The sequence below is a fragment of the Paraburkholderia sp. GAS334 genome, assembly GCF_050436625.1.
Classification (GTDB): Bacteria; Pseudomonadota; Gammaproteobacteria; order Burkholderiales; family Burkholderiaceae; genus Paraburkholderia.
This window is the reverse complement of the sequence record NZ_JBNDMO010000008.1, coordinates 64,940-89,459: the sequence shown is the minus strand read 5'-3', so window position 1 is coordinate 89,459 and position 24,520 is coordinate 64,940. Positions and strand designations below refer to the sequence as shown.

The 24,520-nt window shown below is 62.7% G+C and carries 16 protein-coding genes; 12 read left to right on the top strand and 4 right to left on the bottom strand.

The features are described 5' to 3' along the window. Positions 1-181 precede the first annotated feature (181 nt). From P3T21_RS16585 to truB, 9 genes are all read left to right on the top strand, one after another. Entirely contained in the window at positions 182-1,084 is a 903-nt protein-coding gene (locus tag P3T21_RS16585; protein WP_429257013.1) for a LysR substrate-binding domain-containing protein, read from the top strand. 90 nt (positions 1,085-1,174) lie between these two features. Then, positions 1,175-2,383, top strand: a complete 1,209-nt coding sequence (locus P3T21_RS16580; protein ID WP_429257220.1) for a pyridoxal phosphate-dependent aminotransferase — start codon at positions 1,175-1,177, stop codon at positions 2,381-2,383. 285 nt (positions 2,384-2,668) lie between these two features. After that, positions 2,669-3,730, top strand: coding sequence for an SMC-Scp complex subunit ScpB (scpB, locus tag P3T21_RS16575; protein ID WP_429257012.1), 1,062 nt, complete (start codon positions 2,669-2,671; stop codon positions 3,728-3,730). A 61-nt stretch (positions 3,731-3,791) separates the two neighbouring features. Further along, positions 3,792-5,687, top strand: coding sequence for a 23S rRNA pseudouridine(2605) synthase RluB (gene rluB / locus P3T21_RS16570; RefSeq protein ID WP_429257011.1), 1,896 nt, complete (start codon positions 3,792-3,794; stop codon positions 5,685-5,687). 419 nt (positions 5,688-6,106) lie between these two features. Next, a complete protein-coding gene (gene rimP / locus P3T21_RS16565) occupies positions 6,107-6,565 on the top strand; it encodes a ribosome maturation factor RimP (protein ID WP_133663653.1) in 459 nt (152 codons plus the stop codon). Next, positions 6,562-8,037 (top strand): transcription termination factor NusA, encoded by a 1,476-nt coding sequence (nusA, locus tag P3T21_RS16560; protein WP_429257010.1) that lies wholly within the window; start codon positions 6,562-6,564, stop codon positions 8,035-8,037. The genes rimP and nusA overlap by 4 nt, the downstream gene beginning before the upstream one ends. Before the next feature lie 93 nt (positions 8,038-8,130). Beyond that, positions 8,131-11,034 carry a translation initiation factor IF-2 gene (gene infB, locus P3T21_RS16555; RefSeq protein ID WP_429257009.1) on the top strand — a complete coding sequence of 968 codons (2,904 nt, stop codon included), beginning with the start codon at positions 8,131-8,133 and terminating at the stop codon, positions 11,032-11,034. A 159-nt stretch (positions 11,035-11,193) separates the two neighbouring features. Further along, complete coding sequence (gene rbfA / locus P3T21_RS16550) at positions 11,194-11,559, top strand: 30S ribosome-binding factor RbfA (protein ID WP_429257008.1); 366 nt, start codon at positions 11,194-11,196, stop codon at positions 11,557-11,559. 36 nt (positions 11,560-11,595) lie between these two features. Next, positions 11,596-12,531, top strand: coding sequence for a tRNA pseudouridine(55) synthase TruB (truB, locus tag P3T21_RS16545; RefSeq protein ID WP_429257007.1), 936 nt, complete (start codon positions 11,596-11,598; stop codon positions 12,529-12,531). Between the two features lie 105 nt (positions 12,532-12,636). On the opposite strand, the gene P3T21_RS16540 is transcribed toward truB, so the two are convergent. From P3T21_RS16540 to P3T21_RS16525, 4 genes are read right to left on the bottom strand one after another with little or no spacing between them, the layout of a single operon-like run. After that, a complete protein-coding gene (locus tag P3T21_RS16540) occupies positions 12,637-14,193 on the bottom strand; it encodes a DHA2 family efflux MFS transporter permease subunit (RefSeq protein WP_429257006.1) in 1,557 nt (518 codons plus the stop codon). A 50-nt stretch (positions 14,194-14,243) separates the two neighbouring features. After that, entirely contained in the window at positions 14,244-15,479 is a 1,236-nt protein-coding gene (locus P3T21_RS16535) for an efflux RND transporter periplasmic adaptor subunit (protein WP_429257005.1), read from the bottom strand. 59 nt (positions 15,480-15,538) lie between these two features. Then, the gene (locus P3T21_RS16530) at positions 15,539-17,038 is read right to left on the bottom strand and encodes an efflux transporter outer membrane subunit (protein ID WP_429257004.1); all 1,500 of its coding nucleotides are present in this window, start codon (positions 17,036-17,038) and stop codon (positions 15,539-15,541) included. Between the two features lie 48 nt (positions 17,039-17,086). Continuing rightward, on the bottom strand, positions 17,087-17,611 hold the full coding sequence (locus tag P3T21_RS16525) for a MarR family winged helix-turn-helix transcriptional regulator (protein ID WP_429257003.1): 525 nt from the start codon (positions 17,609-17,611) through the stop codon (positions 17,087-17,089). Positions 17,612-17,982: 371 nt separating this feature from the next. On the opposite strand from P3T21_RS16525, the gene typA reads away from it, so the two are divergent. The 3 genes from typA (at position 17,983) to odhB (ending at position 24,457) form a co-directional block, all read left to right on the top strand. Continuing rightward, the gene (gene typA, locus P3T21_RS16520; protein WP_429257002.1) at positions 17,983-19,809 is read left to right on the top strand and encodes a translational GTPase TypA; all 1,827 of its coding nucleotides are present in this window, start codon (positions 17,983-17,985) and stop codon (positions 19,807-19,809) included. Positions 19,810-20,166: 357 nt separating this feature from the next. Beyond that, positions 20,167-23,028 carry a 2-oxoglutarate dehydrogenase E1 component gene (locus P3T21_RS16515; protein WP_429257001.1) on the top strand — a complete coding sequence of 954 codons (2,862 nt, stop codon included), beginning with the start codon at positions 20,167-20,169 and terminating at the stop codon, positions 23,026-23,028. 136 nt (positions 23,029-23,164) lie between these two features. Beyond that, positions 23,165-24,457 carry a 2-oxoglutarate dehydrogenase complex dihydrolipoyllysine-residue succinyltransferase gene (odhB, locus tag P3T21_RS16510; RefSeq protein ID WP_429257000.1) on the top strand — a complete coding sequence of 431 codons (1,293 nt, stop codon included), beginning with the start codon at positions 23,165-23,167 and terminating at the stop codon, positions 24,455-24,457. Positions 24,458-24,520: the final 63 nt, after the last annotated feature.

Sequence of the window (24,520 nt, the reverse complement as noted above, 5' to 3'; positions counted from 1 at the left end):
GCGTATAAGAATCCAAAAAACCCATCTCGCAAATCGGGACAATCACCAATCTTGTGCAATCAAGCCCGCCCAGCGTGCGTCTGCGCTCTATTGCTGCATTGCAGCGATTTGTGTTTTGTGCCGTAGCGCGCCGGGAAACAATACAATGCGCATCAAAGATGCTCATTGATGAGGCAATTGGATGAATGTGACATTGCGTCAGTTGCGCGTGTTTATCGAGGTCGCGCGGCTTCAGAGTTTCAGCCGCGCCGGCGACGAAATCGGGCTGACGCAGTCAGCCGTGAGTCGCTGCGTGCGCGAGCTGGAAGCGGAAATCGGTCTCAAGCTGATCGACCGGACGACCCGCGAAGTGCAGCTCACCGACGTCGGCGGCAATCTGGTGGCGAGCGTGTCGCGGTTACTGACGGATCTGGACGACGCGCTGCGCGAGATCCGCGAAATTGGCCAGCAGCGACGCGGGCGCGTCGTGGTGGCGGCAAGTCCGACGATCGCCTGCCGGCTGATGCCGCAGATCATCGCGACGTGTGGCCGGGACTTTCCGTACGTCACGCTCGGGCTGCGCGACGACGTGCAGAGCGACGTGGTGCGCAAGGTGAAGTCGGGTGAAGTGGATTTCGGTGTGGTCATAGGCCCGTTTTCCGCCGACGACCTCACGAGCGAACCGATGATGACCGATTCATTCTGCCTCGTGTCGCGTAGCGATCACCGGCTGGCGGCGCAGCGGCAGGTCGCGTGGATCGATCTGGAGGGCGAGCGGCTCGTGATGCTCGATTACGCGTCGGGGAGCCGGCCAATCATCGATGCCGTGATGGCCGAGCACAACGTCACGGCCACCGTGGTGCAGGAACTGGGGCACTCGGCGACGGTATTCGGGCTCGTGGAGGCCGGCATCGGTGTCAGCGTGCTGCCGTGGCTTTCATTGCCATTGCCGGCGCATTCGTCGCTGGTGGCGCGCCCTCTGGTGCCGCGCGCGGAGCGGACGGTGGAGCTGGTGCGCCGGCGGGACCGCTCGCTGTCGCCGGCGGCCGAAGCCGTGTGGGGGCTGATCCGGCAACTGCCGGCGAGGGCGGAGGATCTGCGTTAAGTGGCGCGCTGCCCGCCCGCCGTCGCGAAAAAACGGTGAACCATTAAACTGACGTTCTCCTGCCTTGCCACGAACCACGTGAACACCACAATGACCGAACCGGATTTCCGCAAACCCTCAGCCCCCGACGCCCGGGACGCCGTCCGCGCGCTGCGGCCTTCGCAGATCCGCGAAGTCGCGAATGCGGGTTTTGGCGTCGAAAACGTGCTGCCATTCTGGTTCGGCGAATCCGACCGCGTGACGCCGCAATTCATCCGCGACGCGGCAAGCGCCGCGCTCGCCGATGGCGCGACCTTTTACACGCACAATCTCGGCATCGCACCGCTTCGCGCCGCGCTCGCCAGCTACGTGAGCGCGTTGCACGGGGCGACGTCGGCCGGACATGTCGCGGTGACGAGCGCCGGAGTGAACGCGTTGATGCTGGCAGCGCAACTGGTGGTCGGCGCGGGCGACAGGGTCGTCGCCGTGACGCCGCTGTGGCCGAACCTCGTCGAAATCCCGAAGATCCTTGGCGCACACGTCGACACCGTTGCGCTCGATTATGGTACGCAGGGCTGGACGCTCGATCTGGACCGGCTGCTGGCGGCCCTCACGCCGGACACGAAACTGCTGATGATCAACTCGCCGAACAATCCGACCGGCTGGGTGATGACGCGGGAGCAGCAACGCTCCGTGCTCGAGCATTGCCGCCGTCACGGCATCTGGATCGTCGCCGACGAAGTCTACGAGCGCCTTTATTACGGCGACGACGCCGGCAGCACCCGCGCCGCGCCATCGTTCCTCGATCTCGCCGCGCGCGACGAACGGGTGATCTGCGTCAACTCATTCTCGAAGGCGTGGTTGATGACCGGCTGGCGGCTCGGCTGGATCGTCGCGCCCGCCGCGTTGATGGACGATCTCGGCAAGCTGGTGGAGTACAACACGTCCTGTGCGCCATCGTTCGTGCAGCAGGCGGGCGTGGCGGCCGTGGAACAGGGCGGGCGTTTCACGCAGCAGCTCGTGGCCGACCTGAAGGCTTCACGCGATCATCTGGTGCAGGCACTGTCGGCGATGCCTGGCGTCGACGTCAAGGCACCGGCCGGCGCGATGTATCTGTTCTTTTCGTTACCCGGCGCGGCGAAGAGCCTTGATTTGTGCAAGGCGCTGGTTCGCGAGGCGGGGCTCGGACTCGCGCCGGGCAGCGCGTTCGGGCCTGAAGGCGAGGGCTTCGTGCGCTGGTGCTACGCATGCGACACCGCGCGCCTCGACGCCGGTGTGGAGCGTCTCCAGCGTTATCTGGGAGAGTGTGGCGCGCGCTGATTTCCGGCGGGCAAAGACGGGCCGGACTTCCGGGAGGCCTCGTGGCCGGTATTTCGCCTTTACGCTTCGATTTTTTTTGCGTAAGATGGCGCTCAGTCACGCGATTCCTTACAGGAATTTCGCTGCTCCGTCCGGCTGGGTTTGGCTCGATTAGCCTGTTTCGCCTCCCCCCGGTGCGTGCTCCCATCAATATGACCGATCAGAATCGGGCGAGCGCGTCTTCAGTTCCAAATCGTCTGTCCGATCCGGTTCTTTGACCCTAACTCATAAGGTCGACCTGGCTGCATGAATACCCAAGAGGCGAAAATCGTCCTCGAGACTGCCTTGATCTGCGCGCAGGAGCCCTTAAAGCTCGGCGAGCTGCGCAAGCTCTTTGCCGACGGCGTGTCGGCAGACACCGTTCGCACGTTGCTCGAAGACCTGAGACAGGACTGGTCGGGTCGCGGGGTTGAACTGGTCGGGCTGGCGTCTGGCTGGCGCTTTCAGAGCAAGCCTGCAATGCGCTCGTACCTGGACCGTCTGCATCCCGAGAAGCCGCCGAAGTATTCGCGCGCTGTGCTCGAAACGCTCGCGATCATCGCCTACCGTCAGCCGGTCACGCGCGGCGATATTGAAGAGATTCGCGGCGTGACGGTGAACACGCAGGTCGTCAAGCAGCTCGAAGATCGCGGCTGGATCGAAGTCATTGGTCATCGTGATGTGCCGGGGCGTCCGGCGCTGTATGCAACGACGCGCTCGTTTCTCGACGACCTCGGCCTGAAGGCGCTCGACGAACTGCCGCCGCTCGACGACCCAACGGCGCAGCTGAACGTGAACCTGCTGGGTCAGCACGCGATCGAATTCGCAGATGGCGAAGTCGTAGCGGCTGAAGCGGTCGAAGGATCGGCTGGTGCGGATGCCGACGTGGACGTAGCGTCGGCGGCAGGTGAAGCGGCTGACGTGGCTGGTGCGTACACGGATGGCGCACCGGCACATGTCGCGGCTGCCAGTCCCGAAGCGGAACTATCGTCCACGGAAGTCGCCGAACCGGCGCATCCGGCAGCAACACCCATCGACGACGTGCACCTGATTGCCCACGCGCAATTCGATGCGCCGGTCGCCGAAACAGACGTTGAACCGAAAGCCGGCGATGCTTCGAGCATCGCTGGTCATGCAGAAAATCAGGATCCGGTCTCCCAGGCCGATCCGGCAGCACCCGCGCACGGCTCGGGCGAACTCCGCGAAACGGAGCACGTCATTGAGTCGAACCCGACACGTGCGGCACACGACGATCAGGAAGATCGTGGCGATGCCGCGCGGGACGCAGGCGTTTTGACCGACGACGAAACCGAATCGCGCAGCGCCTGACGTAACCGAACTTTTGCCGCGCCCGCAATGGGCGCGCGCGACCTGACATTTTGAGGTTGTTTTGACACATACCCACGACACCGATTCGTCCGAATCCGAGCGCGCCGTGAAATCTGCACGTCCCGACGAGGCGCGCGAGTCGCAGGCATCGGCCGGCGAAAGCGATCGCACGGGCGAAACCGCAGGCGCCGAAGGCGAAGACCGTCCGCGTCGCGGCCTGCGCCGCGGTCCGCGCAGTCTGATCGCGCGTCGACGCGCAGGAGCGAAGGCGAAGGGCGCCGAAGGCGAACCGGCGCAAGGCGAACCGGTCGCGACGGAAACGGCGCAGGACGGCGAGGTCGTGGCGCAGCCGCGACCGCCGCGCAAGGAAGGCGCCCCGAGACAAGGTCAGGGGCAAGGTCAGGGCCAGGGACAACGCCGGAACGCAGGCGGCAAGCGGGCCAATGCGCCGCGCGACGGTGCGCCGCGCGAAGGCGGTCAACGTGATGGCGCGCCCCGCGAAGGCGGACAACGCCAGAGGAACCGTCGCGGCGAGGCGCCGGCTGTTGCCGTTGCAGTCGCAACCGAGGCTTCCCCGGACGATCTGTTTTCATACGTGACATCCCCGGCGTTCGATGCTGACAACAGCACCACTGGTGGCGTGCGCGCCCCGATGCTGCGCCGTGGCCGGGCCGCCGCGCCGAAACGCGTGCTCTCGCCGGACGACGATGCGCCCAAGCTGCATAAGGTGCTTGCCGAAGCTGGCATGGGCTCGCGCCGCGATATGGAAGAGCTGATCATTGCCGGACGTGTGTCCGTCAACGGCGAGCCGGCGCACATCGGCCAGCGCATCATGCCGACGGACCAGGTCCGCATCAACGGCAAGCCGGTCAAGCGCAAGCTGGCGAACAAGCCGCCGCGCGTACTGCTGTATCACAAACCGACGGGTGAAATCGTCAGTCACGCGGATCCGGAAGGCCGTCCGTCGGTATTCGACAAGCTGCCGCCGATGAAAACCGCCAAGTGGCTCGCGGTCGGCCGTCTCGACTTCAACACCGAAGGTCTGCTGATGCTGACCACATCCGGCGATCTGGCGAACCGCTTCATGCACCCGCGCTATAGCGTCGAGCGTGAGTACGCGGTGCGTGTGGTGGGTGAGCTGGCCGAAGGGATGCGTCAGAAGCTGCTGCACGGCGTCGAGCTTGAAGATGGCCCGGCGAATTTCCTGCGTATCCGCGATGGCGGCGGCGAAGGCACGAATCACTGGTATCACGTCGCGCTGGCCGAAGGCCGTAACCGCGAAGTGCGTCGTATGTTCGAAGCGGCTGGCCTGATGGTTAGCCGTCTGATCCGTACGCGTCACGGTCCGATCTCGCTGCCGAAGGGGCTGAAGCGTGGTCGCTGGGAAGAACTCGAAGACAATCAGGTGCGCAGCCTGATGGCGTCGGTTGGCCTCAAGGCGCCTGCCGAGGAAAAAGGTGGCCGCAACGCAGCGCCAGAGCGTCGTCAGCCGGATCCGATGCAGACGTCGATGGGTTTCATCAACCGTGAACCGGTGTTGATGTCGCACGGTCGTCTCGCCGACCAGCAGCCGCGTGGCCAGGGCCGTCGCGGTGCGGCTGGCGGTGGCTTCGGTGGCGGGTTTGGCGGCGGCGCGTCATCGGGTTTCGGCACGGGTACAGGCGGCTATGGCGGTCGTGGCACGGGTGGCGGTCGTGGCGGCAATCCGGGCCCACGTGGCGGACGCGATATCGACGGAAACCGGGCGCCTTCGGGCAATGGCGGTAACCGTGCGGCCGGCAGCGGTGCTGGCGCAGGCGGCGCAAACCGCGCCGGCAGCGGCGGCAGCAATCGCGCGCCGGGCGGTAATCGCGGCGGCAGCGGCAATGCGGGCAACCGCACCGGCGGCAACCCGAATGCTGCAGGCAACCGCGGCGGCCCGCGCGGCACGCCGCGCAACCGGACCCGCGGTCGCTGAGCGATTGACCGGATCCTGGATCCAGCGTCGCCGTGCAGCCTGGCTGCAGTCGACGGCGGATCCAGATCACCGCGCAACCGCTATCTCGCGGCTTCGCTAAAACGCGAAGTAAACCGCGAAATTCCTGTTAAAACAGGCTTCAGCAGGCGTTCTACGGGCATCGCAGGTTTGCGTTTGTCCTGAAAAATGCTACAATCGCGAAGTCGCTGGACGTGCGGCTTTTCTTGTGCGGCTCAGGTGCGACCACCGGCAATAAGATGATGGGCGTTTCGCCCATTTTTTTTTGCCGCTTCAGTTTGTGGTTCTGCATCCCGGGTAGCACGAACGTGCGCCAGCCTGGCGCGCGGCCCGCAGGTGTAATCGCTGGCAACCCGGTTGGCAACCCGCAGGCTCGCCGCGCGAACATCTTAGAGGGCACTGTGCAACTGACGGAACTGATTGAAACCACGGTCGTGGGCCTCGGCTACGAGCTCGTCGATCTCGAGCGCACCGGGCGCGGCATGCTGTGTGTGTATATCGACCAGCCGGCCGGCATCGCAATCGAAGACTGCGAGAAGGTCACGCGTCAGCTCCAGCACGTTCTGACGGTCGAAAACATCGATTACGAGCGGCTTGAAGTGTCGTCGCCCGGTCTCGACCGTCCGCTGAAAAAACTGGCGGACTTCGAACGCTTCGCGGGCAGCGAAGTGGTTATCACGTTGAAAAAGCCATTGGACGGACGGAAATCGTACCGGGGCATCCTGCATGCACCCGAAGGCGAAACGATCGGTCTGGAATTCGAAGGGAAGGAAGGTGCCGCGATGCTCGATTTTACGGTCGCAGATATCGACAAGGCGCGCCTCGTCCCCAAAGTTGACTTTAGGAGCCGCAAACAATGAGTCGCGAAGTGTTGATGCTGGTGGATGCGCTGGCACGCGAGAAGAACGTCGACAAGGACGTGGTTTTTGCCGCCCTTGAGGCGGCGCTCGCTTCGGCCTCCAAGAAACTCTTCGAAGAAGATGCGGACATCCGCGTCCATATCGACCGTGAAAGCGGTGAGCACGAAACCTTCCGTCGCTGGCGCGTGGTGCCGGACGAAGCCGGTTTGCAGGAACCGGATCAGGAAATTCTGCTGTTCGAAGCACGCGAACAGAAGCCTGAGATTCAACTCGACGAGTTCATCGAAGAGCCGGTGCCGTCGATCGAATTCGGCCGTATCGGCGCGCAGGCCGCCAAGCAGGTCATCCTGCAGAAGGTGCGTGACGCTGAACGCGAGCAGATCCTGAATGACTTCCTGGAGCGCGGCGAACACATCATGACCGGCTCGGTCAAGCGCCTCGACAAGGGTAACTTCATCGTTGAAACCGGCCGTGTCGAAGCGCTGCTGCGCCGCGACCAGCTGATCCCGAAGGAAAACCTGCGCGTCGGCGACCGGGTTCGCGCATATATCGCGAAGGTCGATCGCACCGCACGCGGTCCGCAGATCGAACTGTCGCGCACCGCGCCCGAATTCCTGATGAAGCTCTTCGAAATGGAAGTGCCGGAAATCGAGCAGGGCCTGCTGGAAATCAAGGCGGCGGCACGTGATCCGGGCGTTCGCGCGAAGATCGGCGTGGTCGCGTACGACAAGCGTATTGATCCGATCGGTACCTGCGTCGGGATTCGCGGTTCGCGCGTGCAGGCGGTCCGTAATGAGCTCGGTGGCGAAAACGTCGACATCGTGCTATGGTCGGAAGATCCCGCTCAGTTCGTGATCGGCGCCCTCGCGCCGGCAGCCGTCCAGTCGATTGTCGTCGATGAAGAGAAGCATTCGATGGACGTCGTCGTAGACGAAAACGAACTGGCGGTCGCAATTGGCCGTAGCGGTCAGAACGTGCGTCTTGCCAGCGAACTCACAGGCTGGCAGATCAACATCATGACGCCGGACGAATCTGCACAAAAGCAGAATCAGGAACGCAGCGTACTGCGCGACCTGTTCATGGCGCGTCTCGATGTCGACGAGGAAGTGGCCGACATCCTGATCGATGAAGGCTTTACGAGCCTCGAAGAGATTGCCTATGTGCCGCTCAACGAGATGCTCGAAATCGAAGCCTTCGACGAAGACACTGTGCACGAATTGCGCAATCGCGCCCGCGATGCTTTGCTGACGCAGGCGATTGCAAACGAAGAGAAGGTCGAAAACGTAGCGCTCGACCTGAAGAGCCTTGATGGCATGGATGCCGACCTGCTCGCAAAGCTGGCGGAACACCAGATCCAGACCCGCGACGAACTCGCGGAACTGGCGGTGGACGAGCTGACCGAGATGACAGGTATGGAAGAAGATGCCGCCAAGGCGTTGATCATGAAGGCCCGTGAACACTGGTTCCAGTGAATATGACCATGACCCACTGACCTGAAAGCGGCCGTCAGGCCGCATGACCCGATGCTAACCGCAAGGAATCGGTCCTTGCATTAAGAGGAATGAATGGCGAGTAACAACGTAGCCCAATTTGCCGCGGAACTGAAAATGCCTGCCGGCGTGCTGCTCGAGCAGCTGCAGGCGGCGGGCGTCACAAAAGCGAGCGAGGACGACACCCTGTCCGAAACGGACAAGGCGCGTCTGCTCGACCACTTGCGCAAGTCGCACGGTTCGACTGATGCCGACAAGCGCAAGATCACGCTGACAAAACGGCACACGTCGGAGATCAAGCAATCCGACGCGACGGGCAAAGCTCGCACCATTCAGGTCGAAGTGCGCAAGAAGCGCACGTTCGTCCGCCGTGACGAAGCGGCTGGCGAAGGCGGTGAAGCATCGAACCATGTGGCTGAGGATGTTGCCGAGGTCGATGACCTCGAACTCCAGCGTCGCGAGGAAGAAGCGCGGCATGAGGCCGAGCTGCTCGAAAAGCAGGCGCAGGAGCTGAAGGCACGTCAGGAACAGCTGGAACGCGAAGAAGCAGAGCGCCAGGCACGCGAACAGGCGGCCGAGGCGGAGCGTCGTCGCGCGGAAGAAGAAGCAGCGAAGAAGCGCGCAGCGGTTGCGGAAGCGGCTGCCCGCGTTGAAGCGGAGCAGGCTGTGCAAACCGTGCGTCCGGGCGAACAGGACGACGAACGCGCTGCCGCGGAGCGTGCAGCGCAACGCGAAGCGGCGAAGAAGGCGGAAGACGCCGCTCGTCAGGCCGCCGAAAAGACGCGTGCGGAGCAGGAAGAGGTCGGCAAGCGCCGTGCGGCGGCCGAAGCCGAAGCGCGCGCGATTCGCGAAATGATGAACACGCCGCGCAAGGCGCAGGTCAAGGCGCCGGAACCGGCGCCGAAGCCTGCTGAGCCTGCGAAGGCAGCCGAAGCCAAGGGCACGCTGCACAAGCCGGCGCGTCCGGCGGGCGAAACGACGGCCCGTCCGGCTGCGAAGAAGCCTGCGGCTGCACCGGCCGCGACGGCAGCGCCGTCGTCGGTTGGCGACAAGAAGAAGCCGGGCGGTGGCAAGGGCGGCTGGCAGGACGACGCAGCGAAGCGCCGTGGCATCAAGACGCGCGGTGATTCGAGCGGTGGTGTCGATCGCGGCTGGCGCGGCGGTCCGAAGGGTCGTGGCAAGCATCAGGATCAGAACACCACGTTCCAGGCGCCGACCGAACCGATCGTGCGCGAAGTGCATGTGCCGGAAACGATTACGGTCGCCGATCTGGCCCACAAGATGGCCGTGAAGGCTTCGGAAGTCATCAAGTCGATGATGAAGCTGGGCCAGATGGTCACGATCAACCAGATGCTGGACCAGGAAACGGCGATGATCATCGTCGAGGAACTGGGCCACCACGCCGTCGCGGCGAAGCTGGACGATCCGGAAGCGATGCTCGTCGAAGGCGAAATCTCCGACGCAGAAGCGCTGCCGCGTCCGCCGGTTGTGACGGTCATGGGTCACGTCGACCACGGCAAGACGTCGCTGCTGGATTACGTCCGTCGTGCGAAGGTTGCCGCGGGCGAAGCCGGCGGTATTACGCAGCACATTGGCGCGTATCACGTTGAAACGCCGCGTGGCGTGATCACGTTCCTCGACACGCCGGGTCACGAGGCCTTCACGGCCATGCGTGCCCGCGGTGCAAAGGCAACGGACATCGTGATTCTGGTGGTTGCAGCCGACGACGGCGTGATGCCGCAGACGAAGGAAGCGATCGCCCACGCGAAGGCAGGCGGTGTGCCGCTCGTTGTCGCGATCAACAAGATCGACAAGCCGGATGCGAATCCGGAGCGCGTGAAGCAGGAGCTCGTCGCGGAAGGCGTCGTGCCGGAAGAATACGGTGGCGATTCGCCGTTCGTGTCGGTGTCGGCGAAAACCGGCGCGGGCATCGACGATCTGCTCGAAAACGTGCTGCTGCAGGCCGAAGTGCTGGAACTGAAGGCACCGGTCGAAGCGCCGGCCAAGGGTCTCGTCATCGAAGCGAAACTCGATAAGGGTAAGGGTCCGGTTGCAACGATCCTCGTCCAGTCGGGTACGCTGAACCGTGGCGACGTCGTTCTTGCAGGCAGCGCCTACGGCCGCGTGCGTGCAATGCTCGACGAAACCGGCAAGCCGACGAAGTCGGCGGGTCCGTCGATCCCGGTCGAAATCCAGGGTCTGTCGGAAGTGCCACAGGCGGGCGAAGAAGTCATCGTGATGCCGGACGACCGCAAGGCGCGTGAAGTCGCACTGTTCCGTCAAGGCAAGTTCCGCGACGTCAAGCTGGCGAAGCAGCAGGCCGCGAAGCTCGAAAACATGCTGGAACAGATGGGCGAAGGCGAAGTGCAGTACCTGCCGCTTATCGTGAAGGCGGACGTGCAGGGTTCGCAGGAAGCACTGGTCCAGTCGCTGCTCAAGCTGTCGACCGACGAAGTTCGCGTGCAGGTCGTGCACAGCGCAGTGGGTGGCATCAGCGAATCCGACGTCAATCTGGCGACGGCTTCGAAGGCGGTCATCATTGGCTTCAACACGCGTGCGGATGCGCAGGCGCGCAAGCTCGCGGAAGCCAATGGCATCGACATCCGCTACTACAACATCATCTATGACGCAGTAGATGAAGTGAAGGCTGCGATGTCAGGCATGCTGGCGCCGGAGAAGCGCGAAGTGATCACTGGTATGGTCGAAGTCCGTCAGGTCTTCAAGGTACCGAAGATCGGCGCAGTGGCCGGTTGTATGGTCACGGATGGTGTGGTCAAGCGTTCGTCGTCGGTGCGCGTGCTGCGCAACAACGTCGTGATCCACACCGGCGAACTCGACTCGCTGAAGCGCTTCAAGGACGACGTCAAGGAAGTCCGTCAGGGCTTCGAATGCGGTATGTCGATCAAGAACTTCAACGATATCGTCGAAGGCGACCAGTTCGAAGTCTTCGAAGTCACGGAAGTCGCGCGTACGCTGTAAGTCTGGCGCAACGCTCAAAGGGCGGAGCGGGCGCTTGCCCGGCTCCGCCCTTTGTTTTTGTGTCGGCGTTTGCGTTTGCTTTCGAGTTGCGGCGGGTAACCACTACCACCGTTTCGACGTAAGCGCATCACCGCCGACAAACCGAATCACGGATTCACCATGCCGAAAAAACGTTCCTCTCCCAATCGCAACGTGCAGATCGCCGATCAGATCCAGCGAGATCTGTCGGAGTTGCTGCGCGAAGTCAAAGATCCGCGCATCGGGCTTGTTACATTCCAGAGCGTCGAACTGACGCCGGATTACGCCCACGCGAAGGTGTTCTTCACGACGCTGACGGGCGATCCGCAGCAGACGCAGGACGCGCTCAATCACGCGGCGGGTCATCTGCATAACCAGCTGTTCAAGCGCCTGCACATTCACACGGTGCCGACGCTGCATTTCCATTACGACAAGACGATCGAGCAGGCTGTCGAGATGTCGCGTCTGATCGACGAAGCGAACGCTTCGCGCGCGAAAGACGAGTGATCTCGCGTACTTCATACCAGCCAGCGTTCGATTGACATGACTGCACCTCAACGCCCGCGCATTCCGCGCCGCGCGCTCGACGGCGTGCTGCTGCTCGACAAGCCCATCGGGTTGTCGAGCAACGACGCGCTGATTCGGGCCAAGCGTCTCTATCTCGCGAAGAAGGCAGGCCACACCGGCACGCTCGATCCGCTCGCGTCCGGTCTGCTGCCCCTGTGTTTTGGCGAAGCCACCAAGTTTTCCCAGGATCTGCTCGAAGCCGACAAGACGTACGAAGCGACGATGCGTCTCGGCATCCGCACGACCACGGGCGACGCCGAAGGCGATGCCGTCGATACGCGCGATGTCACGTGCGATCAGGCTGCAGTGGAAAATGCGATGGCGCAATTCCGCGGCGATATCGTCCAGATTCCGCCGATGTATTCCGCACTGAAACGCGACGGCAAGCCGCTGTACGAGTATGCGCGCGCGGGTCAGGTGGTCGAGCGGGAAGGGCGGCAGGTGACGATTCACGCGCTCGAACTGATCGCGTGCGCGTTGCCCGATGTCACGTTCCGTGTGACGTGCAGTAAAGGTACTTATGTTCGCACGCTCGCCGAAGATATCGGTGAAGCGCTGGGTTGTGGCGCGCATCTGGTGGCGTTGCGTCGCACCGGCGTCGGTGCGTTGACGCTCGAACATGCCGTCACGCTCGATGCACTTTCCGACGCTACGGAAACCGAACGCGACGCGTGGTTGCAACCCGTCGACGCACTGCTTTCGACGTTCCCGTCCGTACAACTCGACGCTGAAGCCACGCGACGCTTCCTGCATGGCCAGCGTCTGCGCCTCGCAGATCTCGCCATTAGCGAAGAAATCGTGAAGCAGGAGCCGCGTATGCGCGTGTATGGCGAAGGCCGGCTGCTGGGCGTCGCGAAGGCGGCGGAAGGCGTGCTCGCGCCGGAACGGCTCGTCGTTACCGCAGCGAACTGAAGCGCGAGCCGAAAGGCGACGCGTACAAAAAAAGCGGTGCCGCATGTTTGATCGCGGCACCGCTTTTCATTACACGGCGCATCGAATGCGTCGTGGAAGCAACCCTCAGTGCGCCGCAGCCGCAGCCGCACCCGCATCGCCACCGGAACGCTCCGGCTTCGTCACCCAGATCAGCGCGATCAGCGCGACAAAGATCCCGGCCGAGACAAAGAACAGATCGTTCACACCCAGTTGCGCGGCCTGCTGCGTCGCCATCGTGTTGAACAGACCATAGGCCTGCGGCTGACTGAACCCCGCCCCGCCGAACTGCTGCATCGAATGATCGAACACCGGGTTGTACGCGTTCGCCTGCTCGGCGAGTTGCGCGTGGTGCATGATCGTCCGGTGATCCCACGCGGTCTGGAAGATCGAAGTGCCGATGCCGCCACACATGATCCGCACGAAATTCGACAGACCCGACGCAGCCGGAATCCGGTTGCCCGGCAAACCTGACAGCGTGATGGACACCAGCGGAATGAAGAAGCCGGCCATGCCGATGCCCTGGATCAGCGTCGGCACGAGCAGCGAGTAGGTGTCCACGCCTGTGGTGTAGCGCGAGCGCATCCAGAAGCACAGCGCGAACACGAGGAAGGACGCCGTCGCGATATAGCGCGGGTCGGTGCGCGGCAAAAACTTGCCGGTAACGGGCGACAGCAGCACCGCGAACAGACCGACCGGCGCCATGACGAGGCCCGCCTGGGTGGCGGTGTAGCCGATGTCGGTCTGCAGCCACAACGGCAGCAGCACGAGATTGCCGAAGTACAGCCCATAGCCGATCGACAGCGCAACCGTGCCGCCCGTGAAATTGCGTTTCGAGAAGAGCGACAGGTCGACCACCGGATGTTCCGCCGTCAGCTCCCAGACGATAAAGAACGCGAGCGCGATCACGGCAGTCAGCCCAAGCACGACGATCGTCGTCGACGAAAACCAGTCGAGGTCCTTGCCCTTGTCGAGCATGACCTGCAGCGAGCCGACCCACGTGATCAGCAGCGCAAGCCCGACGCCGTCGATCGGTGCCTTTCTGATCACCGAATCGCGGTTGCGGAAAATCGCCCACGTCGCGGCCGCAGCCACGATGCCGACCGGGATGTTCACGTAAAAGATCCACGGCCACGAAATATTGTCCGAGATCCAGCCGCCGAGAATCGGGCCGGCCACTGGCGCGATCAGCGTGGTCATTGCCCACATCGAGAGCGCCATCGGCGCCTTCGCGCGCGGGTAGCTGGCGAGCAGCAACGTCTGCGAAAGCGGAATCATCGGGCCGGCCACCGCGCCCTGGAACACGCGCGACGCGAGCAGGAATGGCAGCGTCGGCGCAAGCCCGCACATCCATGAAGAGATCACGAACAGGATGATCGACGCCATGAAGAGGCGCACCTGGCCGATACGGTCGGTGAGCCAGCCGGTCAGCGGCACGGAGATCGCGTTCGCCACCGCGAACGACGTGATCACCCACGTGCCCTGATCCGACGAGACGCCGAGATCGCCCGAAATCGACGGGATCGACACGTTCGCAATCGACGTATCGAGTACGTTCATGAAAACCGCGAGCGACACGGCGATCGTGCCGATCACCAGTTGCGCACCCTCGAGCGGAGGGTGCGGGACTTGAGCCTGAGCCATGAAACCCTTTTCGAGTGTGACCGGTATGACGAAAAACGCGGTGACGCCGCTTACATCAGCTTCGCCGCGCCTTTCGCGCCGCGGTCCGCTGCTTTCTGCGCGCCGCTGTACTGGCCGCCATTCGGGCCGGCGTTCGCCGCGATGATGCGGGCGATTTCGGCGTCGGCTTCGTCGCCGTACTTGTCGAACACGCTGGTCTGATAGACCGTGTTCGGTGCATTGCCGAGCTGGCCGCCGTTGTCGTCCTTGATCGTGACGTCAGCCTGCATCGACAGGCCGATACGCAACGGATGCGCTTCGAGTTCCTTCGGATCGAGCGCGATCCGCACCGGCAGACGCTGCACGACCTTGATCCAGTTACCCGTCGCGTTCTGTGCGGGCAAGAGCGAGAAAGCCGACCCCGTGCCGGCCGAGAAGCCCACCACCTTGCCGTGGAACTTCACGCTGGAACCATAGACGTCCGCCGTCAATTCGACCGGCTGGCCGATGCGCATGTGCTTCAGCTGAACTTCCTTGAAGTTTGCGTCGACCCACACGCCGTTCAGCGGCACGATCGCCATCAGTGGCGTGCCCGGCGACACGCGCTGGCCAACCTGCACCGAGCGCTTCGCGACATAACCCGTGACGGGCGCCGGCAGCGTGTTGCGCGCGTTGTTCAGATACGCGTCGCGCACCTTGGCGGCAGCGGCCTGCACGTTCGGGTGATTCGCGATCGTCGTGTTGGCGGTCAGCGCGCGGTTCGCGGCGAGTTGCTGCTGCGCGGCGTCGACAGCGGCCTGCGCGCTCTTCACGGCGTCGCGGGCGTGCGAGATCTCTTCCTGCGACACGGCGCCCGTCTGCGCCACCGTCATGCGGCGCTTCAGGTCGTCCTGCGCGCGCGACAGATCGGACTGACGCACGGCGACCTGGGCCAGATACTGGCTGTCGTCGGCGAAGAGACCGCGCACCTGGCGCACGACCTGCGCCAGATTCGCTTCGGCGGATTCGAGCGCGACGCGCGAATCCGCCGGGTCGAGCACGACGACCGGGTCGCCCATCCTGACGGTCTGCGTGTCGTCGGCGTTCACCGAAACGACGGTGCCCGTGACCTGCGGCGTGATCTGCACGACGTTGCCGTTCACGTAGGCGTCGTCGGTGTCTTCATGGAAGCGCGCGTCGAGGAAGTAGTACAGGCCGTACGCAATCGCGGCGATCAGGATCACGATGACGAGCAGCGTCATCATCCGCTTGCGCTTGCCGCTGTTTGCCGGTTGCGTGCTGGCGGCGGGCTGTTGGGGGGTGCTCATTGATGTGCTCCGTATTCTCTCAGTCTTCGTCGTTTATCCGGATGGGCGTTCGGTCCGGCTCAGTTCGATGCGTGTGCAGCGGAAGCGGGTGCGTCGGTCGGCACCACGAGGCCCGTCTGCGTTGCGTCGAACCCGCCGCCTAGCGCCTTGATCAGCGCGATCTGCAGGTCGCGGCGCTTCATCTTCAGGTTCGTCACCGTCTGTTCGGCGGCGAGGCGGTTCTGGTCGGCGGTCAGCACCTGCAATTGCGGCGACAGACCCGCCTTGTAGCGGATCACCGCCAGCTCCCACGCTTTCGACGATGCATCGAGCGCACGCTGTGCGTCGCCCGATTGCCGGTCGACCGAGCGGATCGACGACACCTGCGTCGCCACATCCGACAGCGCGTTGATCAGCGTCTGGTTGTAGTTTGCGATGTCCAGATCGAAGTCGGCGTAGCGGCCCTTCAGTTGCGAACGCAGTGCGCCAGCGTCGAAGATCGGCAGATGGATCGCCGGGCCGAACTGGATCTGCCGGCTCGCGGACGTCAGAAAGCGGCCCCAGCCGAACGCGTCGAAGCCGAAACCGGCCGCGAGGTTGATGTCCGGGAAGAACTCCGCCTTCGCTTCCTTGATGTCGTGTGTCGCGGCTTCGACCTGCCAGCGTGCAGCCACGATATCCGGTCGGCGCGACACGAGATCGGCCGGCAGGTTGTCCGGCAGCACGACGCTCGCGCCAGCGTTCATCACCGGCTTCGCGATCTGCAGGCCGCGGTCCGGCCCTTTGCCGAGCAGCGCGCCGAGCTGGTAGCGCACCGTCGTGATTTCGCCATCGAGTTCCGTCAGGTTCGACTGGCTGGTCGCGATATTGCCGTTCGCGGTCTGCTTTTCGACGTTCGTATCGAGACCCGCAACGACGCGGCCATCCGTGATCCTGCCGATCGTCTGACGATTGTCGATTTCGCGCTGGGCGATATCGCGCAGCGCGTAGATCTGTGCCAGCTGGTTGTACGTGCGCGCCACCGACGACGCGAGCGCGACGCGCGCCTGCTGCATGTCGGCTTCGGCAGCCTTTTCCTGCGAGACGGCCTGGCCAAGCTTTTCACGGTTCTTGCCCCACAGGTCCAGATCCCACGACGCGCTCGCGAGCGCGTTGTTCTCACTGTACCAGGTGCCTCCGAACGGAGGCGGGAAGAGGGCGTTCGCGGAATACAGTTCACGCGTCCACGAATAGCTGGCATCAGCCTTCGGATAGAGGTTCGAACGCGTCCTTTCGATGTACGACGAGGCCTTCGCAATCCGTGCCTGCGCCTGAGCGATCGACGGGCTGCCTTCAAGCGCTTCGCTGATCAGCGCCGGCAGCTGCGGATCGCCGAACTGGTTCGCCCAGTCGAGCGACGGCCACTGGCCGCCCTGTGCGGGAACGCTTTGTGCCGACTCGTACTGCGCCGGCGACGCCATCTGCTTGTCGCTCTTGATGCCGATGTAGTTCGCGCAGCCCGACAGGGCGAGCGCCGTGACCGCAGCGGCGACGGCGGCCCGGCTCGACAGCGCCGGCGCGGACAGGGAAAGGGATTTCATTCGCTCGACTCTTCTATGAGTGATGGTAATGATGGACGCTGCAACTAATTATCGGGTCTCGGGCGGGGTTGTCGCCGGGGTCGCTGTATCGCGCGATAACCACGTTGCGTCGCCGCTGTTGGCGAGCGCACGGCGAAGCATGCTCTTGAGAAAGCCCACTTCCTCAGGGGTGAAGCCGGCCAGCAGTTTGTCTAGCGTGCCGCCGAAAATGGCGGGCATGCGGGCTGCCATTGCCTGGCCTTCAGGCGTGAGGGCGAGACGCACGACGCGGCGATCCTCGTTGCTACGCACTCGCGTGAGCAGGCCGCGTTTCTCCAGACGGTCGACCAGACGGGTAACAGCGCTCGCGTCGATGCCGTATTCACGGGCCAGTTCGGCGGCGAGCAGACACTTGCCGCTTGCAACCATGAACAGGATGCTGCACTGGGTGCTCGTAATACCGAGTTCGGCTAACGTGCGCTGCGTGATCATGTTCGACATTGTCGATTTCACGCGCGAGAGCAGGTAGCCGACGCTTTCGCCGAACTGGTATTCGCTGATTTCGGGCGGTAACGCCGGATTCGGATCAGTCATGATTCTCTGCGACAGCAATGATTGACCAGGCAGGATTATAGGTGCGGTTAGTTGACGCGGCAAGCGTTATTACAGCTTAGGCAAGGAACTTTCCTTGGCAAGGACCATAATCGAATCGATGCCTGCCCGCAGCGGTGGGACGGCCGCTGCGGGCAGGTCAGGCGGGGCGCTATGGCGATTTCGAGGCCGCATTGAAGTATCCAATAAGCGCTAAAAACGCCGGTCGTGATGCTTCCGGGCAGGCGATACAACGCTACAGGTCAGAAAGCTTAACGTCCGCGTGCTATAATTTCAGGTTCCCAAAAGTGCGCTTTGGGCTTGTTGGCAGTTTCAAGAAGCGATCTGGCGCACTCAACTGTCTCCAGGTTCCTATGACCCGCGCCCTTCGTAATATCGCCATCATTGCCCACGTCGACCACGGCAAGACCACGCTCGTCGACCAGCTCCTTCGTCAGTCCGGCACGTTCCGCGAAAACCAGCAGGTTGCCGAGCGCGTCATGGATTCGAACGACATCGAAAAAGAACGCGGCATCACAATTCTTGCGAAGAATTGCGCGGTCGAGTACGAAGGCACGCACATCAACATCGTCGACACCCCGGGCCACGCCGACTTCGGCGGTGAAGTGGAGCGCGTGCTGTCGATGGTCGACTCAGTGCTGCTGCTCGTCGACGCCGTCGAAGGTCCGATGCCGCAAACGCGCTTCGTGACGAAAAAAGCACTGGCGCTCGGCCTGAAGCCGATCGTCGTCATCAACAAGATCGACCGTCCGGGCGCGCGTATCGACTGGGTGATCAACCAGACGTTCGACCTGTTCGACAAGCTCGGCGCGAGCGAAGAACAGCTCGACTTCCCGATCGTCTACGCTTCGGGCCTGAATGGCTACGCGGACCTCGATCCGAGCGTGCGCGAAGGCAACATGCGCCCGTTGTTCGAGGCGATTCTCGAACACGTGCCGGTTCGCCCGGCGGATCCGAACGGTCCGCTGCAGCTGCAGATCACGTCGCTCGACTATTCGACGTATGTCGGCCGTATCGGCGTTGGCCGCATCACCCGCGGCACGATCAAGCCGGGCATGGCTGTCGCCGTGCGTACGGGTCCGGACGGCGCGATCCTCAACCGCAAGATCAATCAGGTTCTGTCGTTCAAGGGCCTGGAGCGCGTGCAAGTGGAATCGGCGGAAGCCGGCGACATCGTGCTGATCAACGGTATCGAGGAAATTGGCATCGGCGTGACCATCTGCGCCCCGGACGTGCCGGAAGCGCTGCCGATGATTACCGTCGACGAACCGACGCTCACGATGAACTTCCTCGTGAATTCGTCGCCGCTGGCTGGCCGTGAAGGCAAGTTCGTGACGAGCCGTCAGATCCGCGACCGCCTGTTCAAGGAACTGAACCACAACGTGGCGCTGCGCGTGAATGAAACTGGCGACGAAACCACGTTCGAAGTGATGGGTCGCGGCGAGCTGCACCTGACGATTCTGGTTGAAAACATGCGTCGTGAAGGCTACGAACTCGCCGTGTCGCGTCCGCGCGTGGTGATGACGGAAGTCGACGGCGTGAAGCACGAGCCGTACGAAAACCTGACCGTCGACATGGAAGACGCGAATCAGGGTGGCGTGATGGAAGAACTGGGTCGCCGCAAGGGCGAAATGCTCGACATGACGTCGGACGGCCGTGGCCGTACGCGTCTCGAGTACCGGATTTCGGCGCGTGGCCTGATCGGCTTCCAGTCGGAATTCCTGACGCTGACGCGTGGCACGGGCCTGATGAGCCACACGTTCGACTCCTACCAGCCGGTCAAGGAAGGCGGCGTCGGTGAGCGTCGTAACGGCGTGCTGATTTCGCAGGACGACGGCGCTGCCGTCGCATACGCGCTGTGGAAGCTGCAGGACCGCGGCCGCATGTTCGTGTCGCCGGGCGAGCCGCTGTACGAGGGCATGATCATCGGTATTCACAGCCGCGACAACGACCTCGTCGTGAATCCGATCAAGGGCAAGCAGCTGACGAACGTGCGTTCGTCGGGTACGGACGAAGCGGTGCGCCTCGTGCCGCCGATCCAGATGTCGCTGGAATACGCGGTCGAATTCATCGACGACGACGAACTGGTCGAAGTCACGCCGCAATCCATCCGTCTGCGCAAGCGCTACCTGAAGGAACATGAGCGCCGCAGCGCCAGCCGTAAGGGCGCAGTGGACTGAGCACGATTCGCGTCAATACGCGTGCTGATGTCAGACAAAAGCCACCTTCGGGTGGCTTTTGTCGTTTTCTGGCGCCAACGTGGCGAGTGCGTTTCACGTCTCGGGGCGGCCTGCCGGGTGCGTCGAAAGACGCCGAAAATGGGCGCGCAGATGCAGCAAACCCCCGTTCTGACAAGACTTCAGCCCACCGTGCCAGCTATGTAGAGTATGCGTTCTGTGCTATCCTTTTCGGGATGCAAGTTAAGGTCCTTCCAAGCAAGACTTGATTCGCGCAATCCGCCAAACGGTCAGGCCGTGTCGCGGAAGGTTGAGTAACCCGCTATTTCTCGAGAAACTCGAAGAAAGGTGAGCGTAAAAATGATGAAGCAATTCCAGCTGAACTCTTATCTGTTCGGCGGCAACGCTCCGTATGTAGAAGAGCAGTACGAGGCGTATCTCGATAATCCGGCGTCAGTGCCCGAGACCTGGCGTGAGTATTTCGACGCGTTGCAAAACGTTCCGGCATCGGACGGCAGCAACGTGAACGACGTGGCCCATGGCCCGATCGTCGAGTCATTCGCCCAGCGGGCGAAGGCGAACGCCTTCATTCCGCGCACCGCCACAGGCGGCGAAGATCTCACCACTGCGCGCAAGCAGGTCTTTGTGCAGTCGCTGATCGGCGCATATCGCTTTCTCGGCTCGCAATGGGCCAACCTCGATCCGCTGAAGCGTCGCGAGCGTCCCAATATTCCTGAGCTTGAACCTGCGTTCTACGACTTCACTGAAGCCGACATGGACCAGACGTTCAACGCGAACAATCTGTACTTCGGTTACGAACAGGCATCGCTGCGCGACATCATCAAGGCGCTGCGCGATACGTACTGCGGCACGATCGGCGCCGAGTACATGTACCTGAGCGACCCGGAACAGAAGCGCTGGTGGAAGGAAAAGCTCGAGTCGATCCGTTCGACGCCGAACTTCTCCGTCGACAAGAAAAAGCACATCCTGAACCGTCTGACGGCAGCCGAAGGCCTCGAGCGCTTCCTGCACACCAAGTACGTCGGCCAGAAGCGTTTCTCGCTGGAAGGCGGCGAGAGCTTCATCGCATCGATGGACGAGGTGGTGCGTCACGCAGGCGCGAACGGCGTGCAGGAAATCGTCATCGGCATGGCCCACCGTGGCCGTCTGAACGTGCTGGTCAATACGCTCGGCAAGATGCCGGCTGACCTCTTCGCTGAATTCGAAGGCAAGCACGTCGACGATCTGCCGGCTGGCGATGTGAAGTACCACAAGGGCTTTTCGTCGGACGTGTCGACGGACGGCGGCCCGGTTCACCTGTCGCTCGCATTCAACCCGTCGCACCTCGAGATCGTGAACCCGGTGGTCGAAGGTTCGGCGAAGGCGCGAATGGACCGTCGCGGCGACGACAACGGCCTGCAGGTTCTGCCGGTGCAGATCCACGGCGACGCGGCCTTCGCAGGCCAGGGCGTCGTGATGGAAACGCTGAACCTCGCGCAGACGCGCGGTTACGGCACGCACGGCACGCTGCACATCGTCATCAACAACCAGATCGGCTTCACGACGTCCGACCCGCGCGATGCGCGTTCGACGCTGTACTGCTCCGACGTCGTCAAGATGATCGAAGCGCCGGTGCTGCACGTGAACGGCGATGATCCGGAAGCGGTCGTGCTGGCGACGCAACTCGCCATCGACTACCGGATGCAGTTCCACAAGGATGTCGTGATCGACATCATCTGCTTCCGCAAACTCGGCCACAACGAGCAGGACACACCGGCCGTCACGCAGCCGCTGATGTACAAGACGATTGCGAAGCACCCGGGCACGCGCGCGCTGTACGCTGAAAAGCTGGTACAGCAACGCGTGATCACCGCCGAAGACGCAGACAACTTCGTCAAGGCGTACCGTCAGGCGATGGACGAAGGTCATCACACGATCGATCCGGTGCTCTCGAACTACAAGAGCAAGTATGCGGTCGACTGGGTGCCGTTCCTGAACCGCAAGTGGACTGACGCTGCCGATACGGCTGTGCCGCTCGCCGAACTGAAGCGCCTCGCGGAACGCATCACGACGATCCCGGAAAACTTCAAGGTTCATCCGCTCGTCGAGCGCGTCATCAACGACCGTCGCGCGATGGGCCGTGGCGACGCGAAGCTCGACTGGGGCATGGGCGAACATCTGGCATTCGCATCGCTGGTCGCATCGGGCTATGCAGTGCGCCTGACCGGTCAGGATTCGGGCCGTGGCACGTTCACGCACCGTCACGCGGTGCTGCACGACCAGAACCGCGAACGCTGGAACGACGGCACGTACGTGCCGCTGCAGAACATCGCCGAAGGTCAGGCGAAGTTCACGGTGATCGACTCGGTGCTGTCCGAAGAAGCCGTCCTCGGCTTCGAATACGGCTACTCGACCGCTGAGCCGAACACGTTCGTCGCGTGGGAAGCGCAGTTCGGCGACTTCGTCAACGGTGCGCAGGTCGTGATCGACCAGTTCATCTCGTCGGGCGAAGTGAAGTGGGGCCGCGTGTCGGGCCTCACGATGCTGCTGCCGCATGGCTACGAAGGTCAGGGTCCGGAGCACTCGTCGGCGCGTATCGAGCGTTTCCTGCAACTGTGTGCTGATCACAACATGCAGGTCGTCCAGCCGACCACGCCGGCGCAGATTTTCCACCTGTTGCGTCGCCAGATGATCCGGTTGTTCAGGAAGCCGCTGATCGTCGCTACGCCGAAGTCGCTGCTGCGCCACAAGGAAGCCGTGTCGGACCTGTCCGAACTGGCGAAGGGCGCGTTCCAGCCGATTATCGGCGAAGTGAGCGACGACATCGACGCGAAGAAGGTCAAGCGCGTCGTGGCGTGCTCCGGCCGCGTGTATTACGACCTCGTCGCGCATCGCCGCGAATCGAAGTCGAATGATGTCGCAATCATCCGTATCGAACAGTTGTATCCGTTCGCGCACAAGCAGTTCGAAGCGGAAATGAAGAAGTACGACAACGCGACTGAAGTGGTCTGGGTGCAGGACGAGCCGCAGAATCAGGGCCCGTGGTTCTACATTGAGCACCATCTGAAGGAAGGCATGAAGGAAGGGCAGAAGCTGGCGTACAGCGGCCGTCCTGCTTCGGCTTCGCCGGCAGTCGGCTACTACGCGAAGCACTACGAGCAGCAGAAGGCGCTGGTGGAAGGTGCATTCGGCCGTCTGAAGAGCGCGTCGATCGCTAAATAACCACATGAACCGAACCGGGAGAACGCACTGCGTTCTCCCGCGCCGCGTTTGACGGGTTTTTCATGGCGCATACACGGTTTGCAGACGGTTCGCACTGGGTTCACTGAACCCGATACGTATTCAGGAAAAAATCACAATGGCTATTGTAGAAGTCAAGGTTCCCCAGCTCTCCGAGTCCGTCTCGGAAGCCACGATGTTGCAGTGGAAGAAGAAGCCGGGCGAAGCTGTCGCGCAGGACGAAATCCTCATCGAAATTGAAACCGACAAGGTCGTGCTGGAAGTTCCGGCACCGTCGGCAGGCGTGCTCGCGCAAGTCATCGCTAACGATGGCGACACCGTGACCGCCGATCAGGTCATCGCAAAGATCGACACTGAAGGTAAGGCAGGCGCTGCTGCTGTCGAAGCAGAAGTGAAGCCTGCACCGGCCGCCGCTCCGGCACCTGCCGCTGCAGCACCGGCTCAAGCTGCATCCGCAACGGGTGCGAATACGGCGGCATCGCCGGCTGCCAGCAAGCTGATGGCAGAAAAGAACCTGTCGTCGGGCGACGTCGCCGGCTCGGGCCGCGATGGCCGCATCACGAAGGGCGACGTACTGACCGCGGGTCAAGTCACATCGGCCGCGCCGGCTCCGAAGGCGGCACCGGCACCGGCCGCCGCCGCACCGAAGGCTGCGAAGCCGTCGCTGCCGGACGTGAAGGCACCGGCATCGGCCGACCAGTGGCTGAAGGACCGTCCGGAACAACGCGTTCCGATGTCGCGTCTGCGCGCCCGTATCGCCGAGCGTCTGCTGGAATCGCAGCAAACCAACGCCATCCTCACGACGTTCAACGAAGTGAACATGGCGCCGGTGATGGATCTGCGCAACAAGTACAAGGACAGGTTCGAAAAGGAACATGGCGTGAAGCTCGGCTTCATGTCGTTCTTCGTGAAGGCGGCTGTTCACGCGCTGAAGAAATTCCCGCTTGTGAACGCATCGATCGACGGTAACGACATCGTCTATCACGGCTACTTCGACATCGGTATCGCCGTCGGTTCGCCGCGCGGTCTGGTGGTGCCGATCCTGCGCAATGCGGATCAGCTGAGCCTCGCCGACATCGAGAAGAAGATTGCTGAATTCGGCCAGAAGGCCAAGGACGGCAAGCTGTCGATCGAGGAAATGACGGGCGGTACGTTCTCGATCTCGAACGGCGGTGTGTTCGGCTCGATGCTGTCGACACCGATCATCAACCCGCCGCAATCCGCGATTCTCGGCGTGCACGCCACGAAGGAACGCGCGGTGGTCGAAAACGGCCAGATCGTGATCCGCCCGATGAATTACCTGGCGCTGTCGTACGACCACCGGATCATCGACGGTCGCGAAGCGGTGCTGTCGCTGGTCGCAATGAAGGATGCGCTGGAAGACCCGGCGCGCCTGCTGCTCGACCTGTAATTCAGCGCTGTAGTTCTGCGTATTCGTCGTCATATAAGCAGTACGTCTGAAGCATCAGCTTGA

What these genes read in the sequence shown, in the direction of transcription:
- P3T21_RS16585 (WP_429257013.1), top strand. Translation starts at nt 182, where the DNA reads ATGAATGTGACATTGCGTCAGTTGCGCGTGTTTATCGAGGTCGCGCGG.
- P3T21_RS16580 (WP_429257220.1), top strand. Translation starts at nt 1,175, where the DNA reads ATGACCGAACCGGATTTCCGCAAACCCTCAGCCCCCGACGCCCGGGAC.
- scpB (WP_429257012.1), top strand. Translation starts at nt 2,669, where the DNA reads ATGAATACCCAAGAGGCGAAAATCGTCCTCGAGACTGCCTTGATCTGC.
- nusA (WP_429257010.1), top strand. Translation starts at nt 6,562, where the DNA reads ATGAGTCGCGAAGTGTTGATGCTGGTGGATGCGCTGGCACGCGAGAAG.
- infB (WP_429257009.1), top strand. Translation starts at nt 8,131, where the DNA reads ATGGCGAGTAACAACGTAGCCCAATTTGCCGCGGAACTGAAAATGCCT.
- rbfA (WP_429257008.1), top strand. Translation starts at nt 11,194, where the DNA reads ATGCCGAAAAAACGTTCCTCTCCCAATCGCAACGTGCAGATCGCCGAT.
- truB (WP_429257007.1), top strand. Translation starts at nt 11,596, where the DNA reads ATGACTGCACCTCAACGCCCGCGCATTCCGCGCCGCGCGCTCGACGGC.
- P3T21_RS16540 (WP_429257006.1), bottom strand. Translation starts at nt 14,193, where the DNA reads ATGGCTCAGGCTCAAGTCCCGCACCCTCCGCTCGAGGGTGCGCAACTG.
- P3T21_RS16535 (WP_429257005.1), bottom strand. Translation starts at nt 15,479, where the DNA reads ATGAGCACCCCCCAACAGCCCGCCGCCAGCACGCAACCGGCAAACAGC.
- P3T21_RS16530 (WP_429257004.1), bottom strand. Translation starts at nt 17,038, where the DNA reads ATGAAATCCCTTTCCCTGTCCGCGCCGGCGCTGTCGAGCCGGGCCGCC.
- P3T21_RS16525 (WP_429257003.1), bottom strand. Translation starts at nt 17,611, where the DNA reads ATGACTGATCCGAATCCGGCGTTACCGCCCGAAATCAGCGAATACCAG.
- typA (WP_429257002.1), top strand. Translation starts at nt 17,983, where the DNA reads ATGACCCGCGCCCTTCGTAATATCGCCATCATTGCCCACGTCGACCAC.
- P3T21_RS16515 (WP_429257001.1), top strand. Translation starts at nt 20,167, where the DNA reads ATGATGAAGCAATTCCAGCTGAACTCTTATCTGTTCGGCGGCAACGCT.
- odhB (WP_429257000.1), top strand. Translation starts at nt 23,165, where the DNA reads ATGGCTATTGTAGAAGTCAAGGTTCCCCAGCTCTCCGAGTCCGTCTCG.